The following is a 15,482-nucleotide window of genomic DNA, read 5'->3' as shown; positions in this document are numbered from 1 at the left end:
TCAATCTTCTAAAAACTTGACGCATTAATTTTCGAAAAATCTAGTTTGCTTGTATCCTTTTTAAGAAAAATAACATCATCGCTCCTTTCAGTCAACTCCTAGCATATCCTTGGTAGCATTTCTCCCTCTAACATATTCAATATTCTTTTACCACCAAGAAAAGTCTCCATATATACCATATTATAAGGTTCTTTAACAAAGCTTCCAATTATCTTTGCTTCCTCGCATCTCTCTATTTTTATAATTTCTTCAAGTAAACTATCTGCTGCTTCCTTGCTTACTACTAATATTAACCTACCCTCGCAAGCCATATATAAAGGATCCAACCCGAGAAGTTCATTTGCAGCTTTCACTTCTTTACGTAGAGGTACACATCCTTCCTCTACACACACTCCTAAGCCTGAAAGACTCGCTATCTCATTTAGAGCTGTGGCTAATCCTCCTCTAGTAGGGTCTTTCATAATCTTTATAGAAGGGTAGAACCTTTTTAGCTTCATCACAATTTTATTAAGAGGAGCACAATCACTTTCAAAATTCCCCTTAACCTTTATATCATATCTATCAAGTGCTATGGCTGTGCCATGTTCCCCAATACCGCCAGTTACAATAATTCTGTCTCCTTCTTCAATAGATCTTATACTAAAATCATCTTCTATAATTCCTACTCCAGAAGTATTTATAAAGATTCCATCGCCTCTTCCTTTTTCTACAACCTTAGTATCTCCTGTCACAACTTTAACTCCTGCTTGCATGCAGGCATCCCCTATAGATACAACTATACGTTTAAGTGATTCCAAAGGGAATCCCTCTTCAATAATAAATGCCGTACTTAAATATAATGGTTTTGCACCTGATACCGCTAAATCATTTACAGTACCATATACCGCAAGTTTTCCAATGTCTCCTCCCTTAAAAAAAAGAGGCTTTACAACAAATGAGTCTGTAGTAAAAGCCATCCTACCCTGTTTCACAGCAAAGGTTGCTGCATCTATTCCATTAATCAATAAATCATTTCTAAAGTATTCATAGAAAATACTTTCAATTAGATCATGGGTATGCCTACCTCCATCACCATGTACTAACTTAATAATATCATTCATGCTCAATCCTCCTTTGATATTTATAGAATATAGCACAGGACCCCTCAGAGGATACCATGCAAGGTCCTAGTGGAGATTCAGGGTTACAGGAAGTTCCAAACAATCTACATAAACTAGGTAATTTTCGTCCTAATAGTATCTCACTACAAATACAGTTTTGATCATACATATTATCTTTTATATCAATATCAAATTTTTTTAAGCTGTCAAAGTCCTCATATTTATCTTTAATGTGAAATGCAGAATTTTCTATATTACCTATGCTTCTCCACTCTGAATTATGTAGTGAGAACACTTCCTCCATCAGCCCATTTGCAAATAAGTTTCCCTGTGGAGTCACACATCTTTTATATAAATTTTCAAAGCTTCTTTTTTTACTGTTACGTTGCTGTACTAGGAAATATATAGCCCCTAATATATCTAGTGCCTCAAAACCTGCTACCACCGCTGGGATATTATATTCTTCTGATATAAATCTAAAGTACTCAGCCCCTTTAACAACTGCAACATGTCCTGGACAAATTATTCCACCTATTTCATGATGTTTATCTTTTAGTATTCTATTCATAACTGGTTTCATGGATTTTAAGCTTGTAAGAAAAGAAACATTGCTAATATTATTTTTTTTAGCTGTTTCTATGGATAGCGCGATTAAAGGTGCCGTGGTTTCAAAACCTACAGCTAGAAATACTACTTCTGCATTTCTATTTTCTTTTGCAATTTGGAGAACTTCTAATGGTGAGTATACAATTCGAATCTTTTTTCCTTTTTCCCTCTGATTGATTAAATTTTCGCTGCTTCCCTTTACTCTCATCAGATCTCCAAAGGTTGTCAAAATAACATTTTCTTTATTTAAAAGCTCTATTGCTGCATCTATATACGAAGCCGGTGTAACACATACAGGACATCCTGGTCCGGATAATAAATTTATTTTAGGAGAAACCACTTCTCTTATACCTAGTTTTGATATAGCCTGAGTATGGGTACCGCATACTTCCATAATGTTTAAACCTTCTGCAGGTGATGCTTGTATATCTTTAACTAACCTAGACATTAGACTTTTATCATTCATAACTATCCTCACTGTTAACTACTTCCTTAAGTACCCCTTGTAGATAATCAAAATAATTTATATCAATTTTTTGTATGCCGCATCCTGCATGAACTAAAATATAGTCTCCTACGTTAACTTTTTCTATAAGCTGTATATTTACACTGCTCTCTAGCCCCATGATATCTACAGCAGCATAGTCTCCATCAATGTTTATAATTTTAGCTGGTATGGCAAGACACATCTGCTCTCTCCTCTTTCTCAATAATAGCATCTGCAATAACTAACTGCCCAAAAGATATTCCACCATCGTTTGTGGGAATTTGCTCGTTATAAAAAATTTGAAACTGTTTTGCTTTTAAACTTTGATATATACTCTTTAGTAAATATTGATTCTCAAATACTCCTCCACTAAGCACTACCTTATTAATACTATAGCACCTTCCTATTTTCAAAACTAAATCCTCAGTAAAGGCTGCTATGGTATTGTGGAATTTAGCTGATATTACACCAGCAAGTTCACCATCTTTTAAATCCTTCAGCACTCCATCTATGATACTTTTGTAATCTATTTGATACATATTATTTTCCGTATATATATCATATTTATAATGCTCTGTAATTGAGCAATCAGCGATATTTTCTAACTCAATAGCAGCTTGAGCATCATAAGTAATGCATTTTCTAATTCCTATTAATGCAGCAACACAATCAAATAAACGTCCCATACTTGAAGACTTATAACAATTTAAGCCTAAATTTAAAGCCTGCTTAACTAGTCCTACTTTTTCCTTTTCTTCCTCATTAATAAAATTTAATTCATCATATCCTATGGAATGTAGATAACTTAAGGCACATCTCCATGTTTCTCTAATAGCTTTGTCTCCACCTTGTATTGATACATATTTGAGATGAGCTACTCTCTTAAAGGAGTCTCTTGTGCCGATAAAAAATTCTCCACCCCATACAGCTCCATCTATACCTAGTCCAGTTCCATCATAAATAACTCCTATAACTGGTTCATAAATATCATGTTCAGCCATGCAGCTAACCATATGAGCATGATGATGCTGCACTGAAATTTTTCTTCCCTGTTGTTTATTTGCATAATAAGTAGATAAATAGTCAGGATGATTGTCATGTGCAAATACTTCAGGCTGTATATCTAACAAATTAGTAAGATGTTTTATAATATACTGGTAATTTTTATATACATCTAAATACCTTAAGTCTCCTAAGTACTGACTCATATATGCATAGCCATTTCGTGACAAGCAAAAGGTATTTTTTTGTTCTGCGCCTAAAGCTCCTATATTCCTTTTTATCCGTAAATTTATCCCATAAGGACTATAACCTCGAGCTCTTCGAATTACAGCTTCCTTATTAAAAATTACCTTTACAACAGAATCATCAATAGGTACATATATTTCTCTATCGTGTATTAAAAAATAGTCTGCAACCTTCCCTAAGTGCTCTATAGCTTCATTATTTTTATACTGAATAGGTTCTCCGCTTATGTTTCCACTAGTCATAACAATAACCTCTATATCCTCTTCAAATAATAAATAATGCAGCGGAGTATATGGCAACATAATCCCAAGTTTATTTTGCTTAGCTGCTATATTTTGCGGCAACTCACACAGTTCTTTTTTATTAACCAGCACAATAGGTCTTTTATTATTTGTTAAAACCTTTTCCTCAGCCTGAGATATTTCACAATACCTCCTTGCAACCTCCAAATCTTTCATCATCAATGCTAAAGGTTTATGAGGTCTTTTCTTTCTTATCCTAAGTTCTTCTATGGCTTCTTCATCTTTACCGCTACAAACTAAATGGAATCCTCCTATACCCTTTATGGCAATAATTTTACCCTGCTTTATCAATTTGCTAGTTTCTAAAACAGGATCATCACATTTTATAATCTCTTTTTTATTATTTGTTAAAGTAAGAGTCGGACCACACTTTTCACAGCAATTTGGCTGTGCATGAAAACGCCTACTCATTGGATCCTCATACTCTGCTTTACAACTTGAACACATTTCAAAAGACTTCATTGTGGTAGTCTTCCGGTCATAGGGTAAAGCTTTAATAATAGAGTATCTAGGTCCACATTCTGTACAATTAGTAAAGGCATATCTATACCTGTCTGTTTTCTTTTTCATTATATCTTCAATGCACTTAGGGCATGTTCCAACATCCGGTGAAACGAATTTTATCTTGCTTAACTTTTCTGTGCTTTCCTTAATGGTAAAGTCTTCATAAGGGGAGCCTTCAAGAGAAATGCATTCCACTTTTTCTATTTTTGCTAAAGATGGAGGCTCCTTAATAAGACTTAGTATAAAGCTTTTAAGGTTATCTTTTATTCCGCTGCAATCTATAACAACTGTGCCACCAGCATTGTTCACCCAACCATTTATCAGATATTCTTTAGCTTTTTTATATACAAAAGGCCGGAATCCGACTCCTTGTACAATACCATATATTTTTAATAAATATCTTTTTTTATCATTAAATAATTTACTATTTTTCAGATATATCACCTTCATTTCTTTAAGGTTCCTACTTTAGGAAGATTACTTAAAACTATTGATACACCTAAATGACAACTTGAAAACTGTTTTGTTAAATCTTTTCCGGCGTATAAACCAAAATGAGTTCCGCCAGCCCAAGTTATATTCATACTAACATCATATACCACTCCGTTAACAGCAACATAGGCTGGCATTCCACCTTCTCCATTGTATTTTGCCAGTTCTTCTATAGTAAATTCTCTTTGCTTTTCTAAACTTTCCCGATTACTAGTGCATCTTTCCTTAATATCTTCTAAAGTTTTTATCTCTCTTTGCAATAAATTTAGATAATAATTTCTTTGGTATGGACATAAGCTAAAGATTGTCAACTGTCTGTAATAATATATTTTAGCTCGAATACAATAGAGCTTTTGTGATAACTCACATCTTTTATTCATTGTTTTACTCCCTATTTTTCAAAATACTCCTTACAATATTTATAGTTTCTCTAGAAATCATGCGGAGGTTATTTGCTAAAATCTCACTTAAGCCTAAATTAAAATCCACATTACTTATTTCAATTCCAACAATATATCCTTCTACATCTTTATAATTCAGGCTTATTAAATCCAGCAGTCCAAAACTATGCTGACTATATTCTTTTTTAAAGGATTTATATTCTCTAATAGGACAAAGGGTTATTTCTCCTGGTTTTTTACCATAATAGGCTCCATCTAAAATAAATATATAATCCCCTTCCTCTATCGTAGAAGTACAATAATTAAAATCAGTTTCTCCTATTATAACTTCTATGTTGTCTTCTTCTAGTTCATACTTTATTTTTTCTGCAACAGCAATACCTATACCGTCATCACCCATTAAAATATTGCCTATAGCTATAACTTTAACCTTCATACTAAAATCTCGATTCTTATCGGTTCTTGATTATTCCCTGCTATGTGTGTGGCACAGGATACGCATGGATCAAAGGACCTAGCTATTCTTCCTATCTCTACTGGTTGATTTGTATCATTTATTTTAGAGCCTATCAATGCTTTTTCCAGAGCTCCAGGTAGACCTTTATTGTCCTTAGGCGATAAATTCCACATTGTAGGCGTAATAACATCATAATATTTTATAACCTTATTCTCTATTTGTACCCAATGACCTAAAGCACCCCTAATGGTGTCAATTAAACCTACTCCTAAGGCTTTATCTGGAATTTTATATGCCTTCTGATTATTCCTTTTTAATTGAATTCTTTCCGTTAGCTTCTCCATTATTTGGACTATTTTCTTTGTTTCTATTACTCTAGCTATATTTCTATCCATACAGGAGTTTCCTCTTATATACTCTCCCGTAAGCATAAGCCTTGCTAAAGGTCCTACCTCCATAGGCATACCATCATAACGAGGTGCTTTTATAAAAGTATAGGCACCTGCTTTTGCTATATCTACTTCTTCAGCATTACCTTCTCCTGGTATTTCTACATCTTTGTCATTTACATACCATGCATGTTTAATACTTTCTGTAATTTTGCTAGGATCAAGAGGATGTTTTTTCCCAGCTACCATAACTGATGGGCCTACATAACTTATTTCAGGGTCTGAATATCTATTAAAAATTCCATAGCTCATAAAGTTTGGATAAGATATTCCTTTTTCAAAATAATCGGGATAATACTGAGAAATAATGTTTATATCATTTATCATAGAATTATTAATAAATTGCTTAAGTTCCGATATAATTGACTTAATTTTTATTAATTTAGATGAATCAATATTGACAGTAACCCCTCCAGCAAAAATACCATGACTATGCGGTGCTTTTCCGCCTAATACAGCTAATCCTTCATGTGCTAATCTGCTATATTTAATGTTTTCCATATAATTTTCTATAATTTTTTCACTTAATGTTTCAGGAATTCTAAAATCAGCATATCCCTGAGGAGATATTGGCTTAATATCAGGCATTTTAACAAAACTAGGTACTGTAAAATAGTAAAATTGTCTCATATGATTGTGTAGAAATTCAAAGCCGTGAATTAAATCACGAATATAAGAATCATTTATATCTACCTCTAATTTTAAAACATCCTCTAGAGCTAGTGATGAAGCCATAGCGTGGGAGGTGGAACATATACCGCATATTCTTTCCGTAAAATATATAGCATCTAAAGGCGATCTACCTTTAAGCATTTTTTCAAAGCCTCTGTATAGCAAACCACTAGTCTCTGCATTTACTATAATATTTTTATCTACTTCTACTTTTATTTCTAAAAAACCACTTATTCTAGTTACAGGATCAATTTTAATAGTTCTACTCATCGATTCCTCCTAATATCTTACAAAGGGTTCCATGCCATCAGGAAAATATGCCTGTGAACACCCAATGCAATTAGTATTGACCCCTATAGGCCAATTAACGTGGCCGTTCCATTGTCTTCTTGGGCAATCTGTCTTTGTAACAGGACCTCTACAACCTAGTTTAAACATGCATCCTTCATCCCCAAATTTTTCTGAAAATATTCCTTTATCGAAGAATCCTCTTCTCGTACAATTATCATGAATAGTCACTCCATAAAATAAAAGAGGTCTTCCTTCATTATCTACCTCTGGCATACCATAACCTACTAAATGAGCTATAGTCCCAACTACCCAGTCTGGATGACAGGGACAACCAGGCAGCCTTATTACATCTCTATTTATAACTTCCTGCACACTTTTACATCCCGAGGGATTAGGCTTTGCAGCAGAGATTCCACCATGAGAGGCACATGTGCCCACTGCAAGCACATATTTCGCCTTTTCTCCTGCAGTTTTTATTGCCTCCAAAGCTGTGATTGGTTTGCCTTTATAATTAGCAATAATGTTATAATAGCCATTTTCCTTAGTTGAAACTGCACCATCAACTAAAAGTATAAATTCAGTATTTAATGTTTCTAGGAATTGTTCAAAAGCAAACTCGCCTTCCGCTCCCATAAGTGTATTATTGTAAGTTAAATTCACCAATTGAGTTAGTATATAAGTTAGATCTGGGTTTTCACTATTAAGAAAAGATATGATATTTCCGGAACAGCCTGTAACTTCAAGCCACATTGCATTTAGTCTAAGAGCTCTATTGCTATTAATTAGTTCTATTGCCTCTTGAGTAAGCCTCCTTGATGTCGTATTCTTTACTTCTATTAAAGGACATTGTCGATTTTGCAATACCCCAATCCCTCCAGTTTATTACTGATTATTTCATAGCAACATAAAGAGTTTCAAAAAGATAAGTCTTGATTTTTTAAATTTTCACTTTAAGTTGCAACACATCATAGATGTAATCCAGCTAGTATTACATCTATGATGTGTGGAACTCAAATGATGCCTTACTAAACAATATGCATAAGCACCGATATTTCTTTAAGTGCTAAGGTATCTATGATGAATTTAATCTGGTTTAGTCTTCAACTCTTGGCTCACCAGGATCACAATCTGGCCTTTTAACTTCTGAAACCATGGATAACTTTGTTAAATAATAACATTCCTCCCTGTACATATGATCAGGCACAAGAGGTTGCAAAGTTCCTAAGACCTTCTTTTCTTTAATTAATTTTTCTAATTCCTTTAAGAATTTTTTGAAACACAACATTTCTTCATCTGCATCCTGATTTAGTTTTCTTAATGCAGGGAACTTATTTAATCCAGTTCTCATATAACCTTTCATTTCATTTGACTTTCCATATAACGCGTCAAATGTTTTACGATATTTCATGCTCATTTTTATTAAATCTTTTTCCACCATATCAAGCGAATTTGAAATTGACGCAGCATGGCCAGATCCATCAAGTAACCATAGCTTATGGTAATGAATAGGGTGTGATAAACTCGGTTGTTTATTTATAAGACAGCTTAAAATAAGTATATATTCTTCTACTTCGTTGACCATATGATTTATAGATGTTGGTGATAAATTAATCTTTATCTTACCGCCTAGATGTTCCTTAATAATATGAAGTTTAAAGGTGCGAATTTGACAAGCAGCATTATATGCTAAATTATTTAACCTCGCAAGTTCTGCTTCTCCTAACTCCATTCTAGATTGTTCTAAAAGGTTATCAAATAGATGTTTAAATTGCTCTGCTCTCTGTATATTCTCCCTTGCATCTTCTGACAAAGCCCCTAGTATAAATCTGGAATGATCTCCTAATATCTGCAGCCAAAACCGGTGCTCAAATAATGCTTCACTCTTATAATCCCAAGTTTTCAAAATTTCCCTCCATTGAATATTTCTACACTATATCATATGACTGAAATATATTATTAAGTATATATATAACATCACTGGTTATAAATGATAAGATAAGAATGTAATGAAACGATCATATAAGAATGTACAATTTAGTTTTTATAAATTATAATTACTCAAGATTTATTGGGGGTAATTATGATTATACAAACAAATATTTATTCAGAAATTAAAATTAATAAACTAGAAGATCTTCATAAACTAAAGCCAATTATGGAGGTAAACAATTTGAAAGTAAATAAAAGTCAGATAGCTAGAGAGCTTGGTGTTGATCCTCGAACCGTAGGCAAATATTTAAATGGATATGTCAAACCTACCACTAGAAAATGCAAATCTAAAATAGAAGCTTTTGATCCTATTATAAAAGAGCTTCTTGGTAAAGATTCAATTCAGGTATTTTATTATAAGCGCATTTTATGGCAGTATCTTAAAGATAATCACGGGCTAGATTGCGCGCAATCTTCGTTTAGAGGTAAAGTTGGAGCAGCTGTAGTATCTGTAAGAAGATCTGGAAGTAGTTTTGTATATTCTGCTATAAACTTTTTCTTTGGTAGCAATGAAATAACAATACCTAGTTCAATTGGTTGGAATATGACTTTATCACGTGATATAGGAGATTTACAAAAAGATGATGAAGGTATTCAAACCTTTAAAACACTTGGAAAAAATATGGCACGTTTTTTGAAAAAGTAAAAAATAAGGGGCGTCTCACATTTGACTTAGCAGTAATTGCTAATCCGACTGCGAAGCCACTTTTTCATAGCGATAGAGGATTTCAGTATACTAATAAAAATTTTAAAGCTAAACTTGATAATATCAAGGCAATTCAGAGCATGTCACGTGTTAGTAGGTGTATTGACAACGGACCAATGGAAGGTTTTTGGGGAACTCTGAAATGCGAGATGTACTATTTGCAAAAGTTTTATACATATGAAGAATTGGAACAAGCAATCGATGAATACGTAGGGAGTTTATATTTGGGACGATGCATTTATGTCAAGCTTATTTCGGTAATTTTTCCGATATTCTGTTGGGGTTTCACCCATTTTTGCTGTAAATTGCCGAATAAGATACGTATCATAGACAAAACCCGTTGAACGGGCAATTTCATCTAATGTCAAGCTTGTATAGTTAAGTAACTCTCTTGCAATTCGTAACCGGTAACTAATGAGATAATCAATTACCGTTTTTCCGGTGCGTTCTTTGTATATTTTATTAAGCGACGTTCTGTTCATATGCGTGAGATTACATAGCATATCCAAGGTAATTTCATTCATATAGTGAACATGAATGTATTCTATGACGGCATCCACCGGAGAAAAACCCTTGTTGATATCATTTGTTTTTTCTCTATTTTCGTAGATGTCATCAAGAAGATTAAGTATCTGAATAAAATAACGTCTAATTCTGCAAATCCAGCGGCCATCGCTTTGAGCATTAGTTTCGGTTCCTATGATAGAAATCCATTCAAATATCTTGAGATAAACATGTGGTGGCAGAACAAGTATGCTATTGTAAGTTTCGTTACGTGTGAAAAAAAGCCTAAGCATATTACTGGTGTAATTCCATTTTGTCATATCAGCAGCACTTTCCTTAATTTGTTTGGAAGTGAAATAAGAGGTCAACAAGTTAGGGCTTAGGCTAAAAGATTGTGCAAACAATAGGTTGTTTTCTATAACCTGCACTTGGTCGTGCTGAGATATGCACAGTATACAGGGTGCAGTAATAGTAATGAAATTATTATTCAATAATAAACTAGCCTTCCCATCTGTTACGAGTACAAGTGTAATGCGGTCAGTATAAGGAAGTTCAGTTAGATTCTGGATTGGTTCAAATTCAATAGGCACGCTCTTTGACCTGCGTCTGTCGTTCTGAGGCATATATACACCCTCTCATTGCAAATAGTATAGCAAATCTCTTTATATATGTTATTTTATCATATTAATTTTTTCGATACAATGTATAGCAGGGAAAGGGAGTGTGAAGTATGAAAGTGAAGATATGATGCAAATTAACTATTTACACAAAAAATGAAATATACTAAATCTAAGGATGGTGTAAAACAGTGGAATTATATGCAATGAAATATGGTGAATCTCCACTTTACGAAACAAAGAAAATATATGCAGATATGTGCAAGTCTGAAGAACGAGAAAATTTTTTTTGGATGTATTACGTGGCAAAGTATAATAATAAGATATTGCTTTTCGATACTGGATATCGTGACAAAGAGATTGCCTCGAAATTCGGAATGACCTACAATAATATTGAAAAAGAGCTAAAAAGCATTATAGGTGATTATGACAATGTTGATGTTATATTTTTAACGCATAGCCATTTTGACCATATCGGAAATCTTGATTTATATCAAAAGTGTTCTATTGTTATATCAAAAGTCGAATATGATATTGCGATGAAAGAATGTTCAAAAGCTGTGGTTCAAAGACTTTCGCAGAGTGATGTTACAATAGTAGATGACGAATTCTTATATGAAGATAAATTTTTGTTTAAGGTAATTGGGGGACACTCTCCGGGTTCATCCGTAGTCTATTTTAAAGATGGAGATACTTCATACGTACTTACTGGTGATGAGAGTTATATGCTGAAAAATATGCTGGAAAAAAGGCCGGTTGGAATTTATTTTAATATAGAAAAAAATTTAGATTTTTTATGTGATGCAAACAATAAAAAATTAGTAGCATTATGCTTCCATGATGTGAATGTTTTCGAAAATTATGAACATATATCCAAGGATGTTGCAAAAATCATTTGAACCTGCCATTCTGTTTTGAGTCAGGTCGAATTCGAAGACTATTGCAGCCAATGTTGATTTACATGACCGTGGTGCCATGTTTTTCAAGGTTACAACTAATAAACCCAGAAATCTAGTTAATTAAGATTTCTGGGTTTATTTTACTACTATTCTTCTAAGAAGCAGAGAACTAGTAGTGCAATTATCGGTGTTAATATAGCTGCCAAGGTACACCAACTTACCTAGATTGCTTCATTATCGCACATCCTGGCGTCCCTAAATGTTCTACTAAATGTCTAATAATTCTCCTTAACAACAATGTGCTCGGACAATTTCAACAAAACGGTTTAGTAATAGGTTATCCGCGTTTTGGGGAACAACAAGTTGAATATTCAGCTATGATATGGTTGTCCATATCAGTTATAAGGGATAACCTTTTTATTATATATTCTCTAAATTGAAATTTACCTCTTTTTAAAATAATATGATAAATATTCCGTCCCATCATGCCCAATCAACTTGTTTTCAGTAGGTGAAAAATCTAATTCCTTTAGAGCCATTATTCTTTCGCTTGCAATAGGAAGTGCCTTTGTTGCTATCATATTACATTCAAACAGTTGATAGGTTTTATCAATAAATGATTTTAAAATATCTATTATATTGGCTTTTGTTTCATAATCACTTCTCAAATCTAAACGAAGAAGCCCACAATTATTAAAATAATCTTTAGACTCTCTATGAAATAATTCTATTGTTCCAATTACAATATTATCTTTTTTATCTATAATAGATCATCTTACAAAACCTTTTCGGTCATACCCAAATTTCCAATAATCAAGAGCCTTCCTCATTCTTTCACGTGCATTATAGTAAAAATCATCTCCGCCATATAAATGATAAGATAAGAATGCAATGAAACGATCATATAAGAATGTACAATTTAGTTTTTATAAATTATAATTACTCAAGATTTATTGGGGGTAATTATGATTATACAAACAAATATTTATTCAGAAATTAAAATTAATAAACTAGAAGATCTTCATAAACTAAAGCCAATTATGGAAGTAAACAATTTGAAAGTAAATAAAAGTCAGATAGCTAGAGAGCTTGGTGTTGATCCTCGAACCGTAGGCAAATATTTAAATGGATATGTCAAACCTACCACTAGAAAATGCAAATCTAAAATAGAAGCTTTTGATCCTATTATAAAAGAGCTTCTTGGTAAAGATTCAATTCAGGTATTTTATTATAAGCGCATTTTATGGCAGTATCTTAAAGATAATCACGGGCTAGATTGCGCGCAATCTTCGTTTAGAAGTGGATCTATGTCAATATCTTGGACACCAAAAGTTGAACAAATTATGAAGATTTTCTAGCTAAATCTTCACATTTTTGTGGAGTCATATATCCAATGCTGCTATGCAATCTTCTTATGTTGTACCAGGATTCTATATATTCAAAAATAGCAAGCCTAGCAGAATTAAAATCTAAGTATGTAACAAGATTTACCTCCTCCTTCTTAAGGGATGCATGAAAAGATTCAATACAAGCATTGTCATAAGGACATCCCTTAGAGCTAAAAGAGTGAGTGATCAAATTAGTGCTTACTATATATTCTTTAAAGGCGGAGCTTATATACTGACAGCCTAAATCGCTGTGAAGTATAAGGTTATTAGTTGGCTTCTGAAGCCTTACGGCATTTTTTACTGCCTGTAGCGCTAATGTAGTATCAATTGATTTGGACATGGCGTAGCCTATTATTTTCTTACTATATAGATCCATAACCGAGGCTAAATAACACCATCCATCCTTGATAGTATGAATATAGGTTATGTCAGTTACCCATTTCTTATTGATGCTCTCAGCTTGAAAGTCTCTTTTGAGTATATTTTCTTTCTCTTCTACTTTATGCTTAGAAGTAGATGGTCTATATTTCTTTGTTATTACAGATTTTACTCCGATTTTCTTCATCAACCTTTGAGTTCTTTTTATGCTGATTGTTACACCAATTGCATTTAGAGATGCGTGTATCTTATGGGCTCCATAACGGCCTTTACTAGCTTTGTGTATATCTATAATTGCTTTCGCAATGTTATTATTCTCTAAATCTCTTTTGCTAGGCTTCTTTTTTAGGTATTGGTAATAAGAGCTCCTAGATACCTTAAGAACTTTGCACATTAGTTTAATATCATGATATTTCTTGTTGGCTTTTATAAATTCGAATACCGATGCTACTTCCTTGCGAATATGCCCATAGCTTTTTTTAGTATTTCATTTTCTTCTTCAAGCTTTGCCATTTTCTTAATCATTGCTTGATAATCTGCTGCTGTTATTGCTGTATCTTTACCTATAGCGACAGGTTTATTTTTTTTAATCCATCCAGTTATGGTTGATTTAGAAAGGGCATATTCACTACTTAACTCTGCTAAAGTCTTTCCAGAGTTGTACAATTCTATTATTGTATTTTTAAATTCTTCCGTATATTGTTTTTTGCCTCTTGCCATTGTAACACTTCCTTCTCTTTTCTTTATTGTAAAGTGTTCGGCTTTTCGTGTCTACAATATTATACTAACATCAGATAGAGTTTTACACCATGCTCATGTTGTTACAATTAACGGAAAATCGTATAGATTGAAAGATCATTTTAAGCAAGAAGAAGATTAAAAAACTACATTCTTAAATGATCAAAAAGTTACATTTCTGGGTTGACATTTATACACTGGTTGTATTTAATTGCAAAATTCAAGTTTCATTTCATACATATGATTGCATCTTGTTGATAAAACACCATCAAGGCATAATAGGAATTCTAAAGGGTAACACTAATGCTGAAAAATTTATTTTTAGGAGGTAACTACATGTTTAAACATGAGAAACAATTATTACATGAGGTTGGAGTAGAAAGACCTAACCCTAGTTATGCTGCAATGCTTCAAGAACAATTAGGCGGTCCTCATGGTGAATTGAAAGCTGCTCTTCAGTATATGTCTCAAAGTTTTCGTATAAAAGATCAAGCAATAAAAGATTTATTTCTAGATATTGCTGCTGAAGAGTTAGCACATATGGAAATGGTTGCTCAGACTGTGAATCTTCTAAATGGTCATACTCTAGATGCAAACAATGCAACAATTGGAAACATACAGGCACATGTTTCAACAGGACTTACACCTGCCCTTACAAGTGCGTCTGGACAATATTGGACTGCTGCATATATAGAGGAGACTGGTGATTTAGCTGCTGATATATTATCTAATATTTCTGCAGAGCAAAGAGCAAAGGTTGTATATCAATATTTATACAGACAAATTAATGATAAAAAAGTTAAAGAAACTATAGATTTCCTTCTAAACAGAGAAGAGGCTCACAATACTCTTTTTAGAGAAGCCTTTAATAAATTACAGGATACAGGTTCACTAAAGGATTGGGGAATTACTCAAGATTCTAAACTTTACTTTGATTTGTCAACTCCTGGTAAATACTTTGGTAATCTAACTCAACCCGAAGCACCTTCTTTTAATACCCCTGATCAAAAGGAGTTAGTACATCATTAAACTTTTTAGTATATTTTTTATGGATTTTAAGCTTATTGTTATTGTGTAAAATAACAATAAGCTCTTAGTTAAATGTATTGTCTGATTTTAGGATAACGAATCTATTAGATTTGCTATTCTTTTATCTCAATTATTTTATTAGCATTTCTTAAATTATCTTAACTTTTCTTATTTGTCTGTTCATTAGTAGCAAATTCGTAGTATACTACTAGATCAACCTGATAT

Annotated in this window: 14 protein-coding genes and 3 pseudogenes; 5 read left to right on the top strand and 12 right to left on the bottom strand. The window is 33.0% G+C overall.

What is annotated here, in order from left to right:
- Positions 1–98: 98 nt before the first annotated feature.
- The 9 genes from hypE to RCG18_RS19485 form a co-directional block, all read right to left on the bottom strand.
- Positions 99–1,100 carry a hydrogenase expression/formation protein HypE gene (hypE, locus tag RCG18_RS19525; RefSeq protein WP_308037696.1) on the bottom strand — a complete coding sequence of 334 codons (1,002 nt, stop codon included), beginning with the start codon at positions 1,098–1,100 and terminating at the stop codon, positions 99–101.
- Positions 1,093–2,172 carry a hydrogenase formation protein HypD gene (gene hypD, locus RCG18_RS19520; RefSeq protein ID WP_308037695.1) on the bottom strand — a complete coding sequence of 360 codons (1,080 nt, stop codon included), beginning with the start codon at positions 2,170–2,172 and terminating at the stop codon, positions 1,093–1,095. The genes hypE and hypD overlap by 8 nt, the downstream gene beginning before the upstream one ends.
- Complete coding sequence (locus RCG18_RS19515) at positions 2,165–2,395, bottom strand: HypC/HybG/HupF family hydrogenase formation chaperone (RefSeq protein ID WP_308037694.1); 231 nt, start codon at positions 2,393–2,395, stop codon at positions 2,165–2,167. The genes hypD and RCG18_RS19515 overlap by 8 nt, the downstream gene beginning before the upstream one ends.
- Positions 2,373–4,697, bottom strand: coding sequence for a carbamoyltransferase HypF (gene hypF, locus RCG18_RS19510; protein ID WP_308037693.1), 2,325 nt, complete (start codon positions 4,695–4,697; stop codon positions 2,373–2,375). The genes RCG18_RS19515 and hypF overlap by 23 nt, the downstream gene beginning before the upstream one ends.
- A complete protein-coding gene (locus tag RCG18_RS19505) occupies positions 4,694–5,119 on the bottom strand; it encodes a cytochrome b5 domain-containing protein (RefSeq protein ID WP_308037692.1) in 426 nt (141 codons plus the stop codon). The genes hypF and RCG18_RS19505 overlap by 4 nt, the downstream gene beginning before the upstream one ends.
- Positions 5,120–5,123: 4 nt before the next feature.
- On the bottom strand, positions 5,124–5,576 hold the full coding sequence (locus tag RCG18_RS19500; protein WP_308037691.1) for a hydrogenase maturation protease: 453 nt from the start codon (positions 5,574–5,576) through the stop codon (positions 5,124–5,126).
- The gene (locus RCG18_RS19495; RefSeq protein WP_308037690.1) at positions 5,573–6,988 is read right to left on the bottom strand and encodes a nickel-dependent hydrogenase large subunit; all 1,416 of its coding nucleotides are present in this window, start codon (positions 6,986–6,988) and stop codon (positions 5,573–5,575) included. Before RCG18_RS19495 ends, RCG18_RS19500 begins: the two co-directional genes overlap by 4 nt.
- 9 nt (positions 6,989–6,997) lie before the next feature.
- Positions 6,998–7,870: a hydrogenase small subunit gene (locus RCG18_RS19490; protein ID WP_308037689.1), complete on the bottom strand. Its 873-nt coding sequence runs from the start codon at positions 7,868–7,870 to the stop codon at positions 6,998–7,000.
- Positions 7,871–8,102: 232 nt separating this feature from the next.
- Positions 8,103–8,912, bottom strand: a complete 810-nt coding sequence (locus RCG18_RS19485; protein ID WP_308037688.1) for a DUF2935 domain-containing protein — start codon at positions 8,910–8,912, stop codon at positions 8,103–8,105.
- A gap of 177 nt (positions 8,913–9,089) precedes the next feature.
- On the opposite strand from RCG18_RS19485, the pseudogene RCG18_RS19480 reads away from it, so the two are divergent.
- Both RCG18_RS19480 and RCG18_RS19475 read left to right on the top strand, forming a co-directional pair.
- A pseudogene (locus RCG18_RS19480) lies at positions 9,090–9,422 on the top strand (helix-turn-helix domain-containing protein); the annotation flags it as partial.
- A 281-nt stretch (positions 9,423–9,703) separates the two neighbouring features.
- Positions 9,704–9,904, top strand: a pseudogene (locus tag RCG18_RS19475) (IS3 family transposase); the annotation flags it as partial.
- An 18-nt stretch (positions 9,905–9,922) separates the two neighbouring features.
- Here the strand turns inward: RCG18_RS19475 and RCG18_RS19470 are convergent.
- A complete protein-coding gene (locus RCG18_RS19470) occupies positions 9,923–10,831 on the bottom strand; it encodes an AraC family transcriptional regulator (protein ID WP_308037687.1) in 909 nt (302 codons plus the stop codon).
- 185 nt (positions 10,832–11,016) lie between these two features.
- On the opposite strand from RCG18_RS19470, the gene RCG18_RS19465 reads away from it, so the two are divergent.
- Positions 11,017–11,724 (top strand): MBL fold metallo-hydrolase, encoded by a 708-nt coding sequence (locus RCG18_RS19465; RefSeq protein WP_308037686.1) that lies wholly within the window; start codon positions 11,017–11,019, stop codon positions 11,722–11,724.
- Positions 11,725–12,167: 443 nt separating this feature from the next.
- On the opposite strand, the gene RCG18_RS19460 is transcribed toward RCG18_RS19465, so the two are convergent.
- Complete coding sequence (locus RCG18_RS19460) at positions 12,168–12,392, bottom strand: hypothetical protein (RefSeq protein ID WP_308037685.1); 225 nt, start codon at positions 12,390–12,392, stop codon at positions 12,168–12,170.
- A 297-nt stretch (positions 12,393–12,689) separates the two neighbouring features.
- On the opposite strand from RCG18_RS19460, the pseudogene RCG18_RS19455 reads away from it, so the two are divergent.
- A pseudogene (locus tag RCG18_RS19455) lies at positions 12,690–13,022 on the top strand (helix-turn-helix domain-containing protein); the annotation flags it as partial.
- A 43-nt stretch (positions 13,023–13,065) separates the two neighbouring features.
- Here RCG18_RS19455 and RCG18_RS19450 read toward each other — a convergent pair.
- Positions 13,066–14,210, bottom strand: a protein-coding gene (locus RCG18_RS19450) for an IS3 family transposase (RefSeq protein ID WP_308037684.1) whose coding sequence is annotated in 2 segments (ribosomal slippage) — positions 13,066–13,964 and positions 13,964–14,210 — 1,146 coding nt in all. Because the reading frame shifts where the segments join, the coding sequence is not laid out codon by codon here.
- A gap of 354 nt (positions 14,211–14,564) precedes the next feature.
- On the opposite strand from RCG18_RS19450, the gene RCG18_RS19445 reads away from it, so the two are divergent.
- Positions 14,565–15,257 (top strand): manganese catalase family protein, encoded by a 693-nt coding sequence (locus RCG18_RS19445; protein ID WP_308037683.1) that lies wholly within the window; start codon positions 14,565–14,567, stop codon positions 15,255–15,257.
- The last annotated feature ends 225 nt before the right edge of the window (positions 15,258–15,482 follow it).

It is taken from the genome of Clostridium sp. OS1-26, assembly GCF_030915445.1.
In the GTDB taxonomy this organism is placed as follows: Bacteria; Bacillota; Clostridia; order Clostridiales; family Clostridiaceae; genus Clostridium_AM.
The sequence above is the reverse complement of the archived record's forward strand: the minus strand, read 5'-3'. Positions and strand labels throughout refer to the sequence as shown.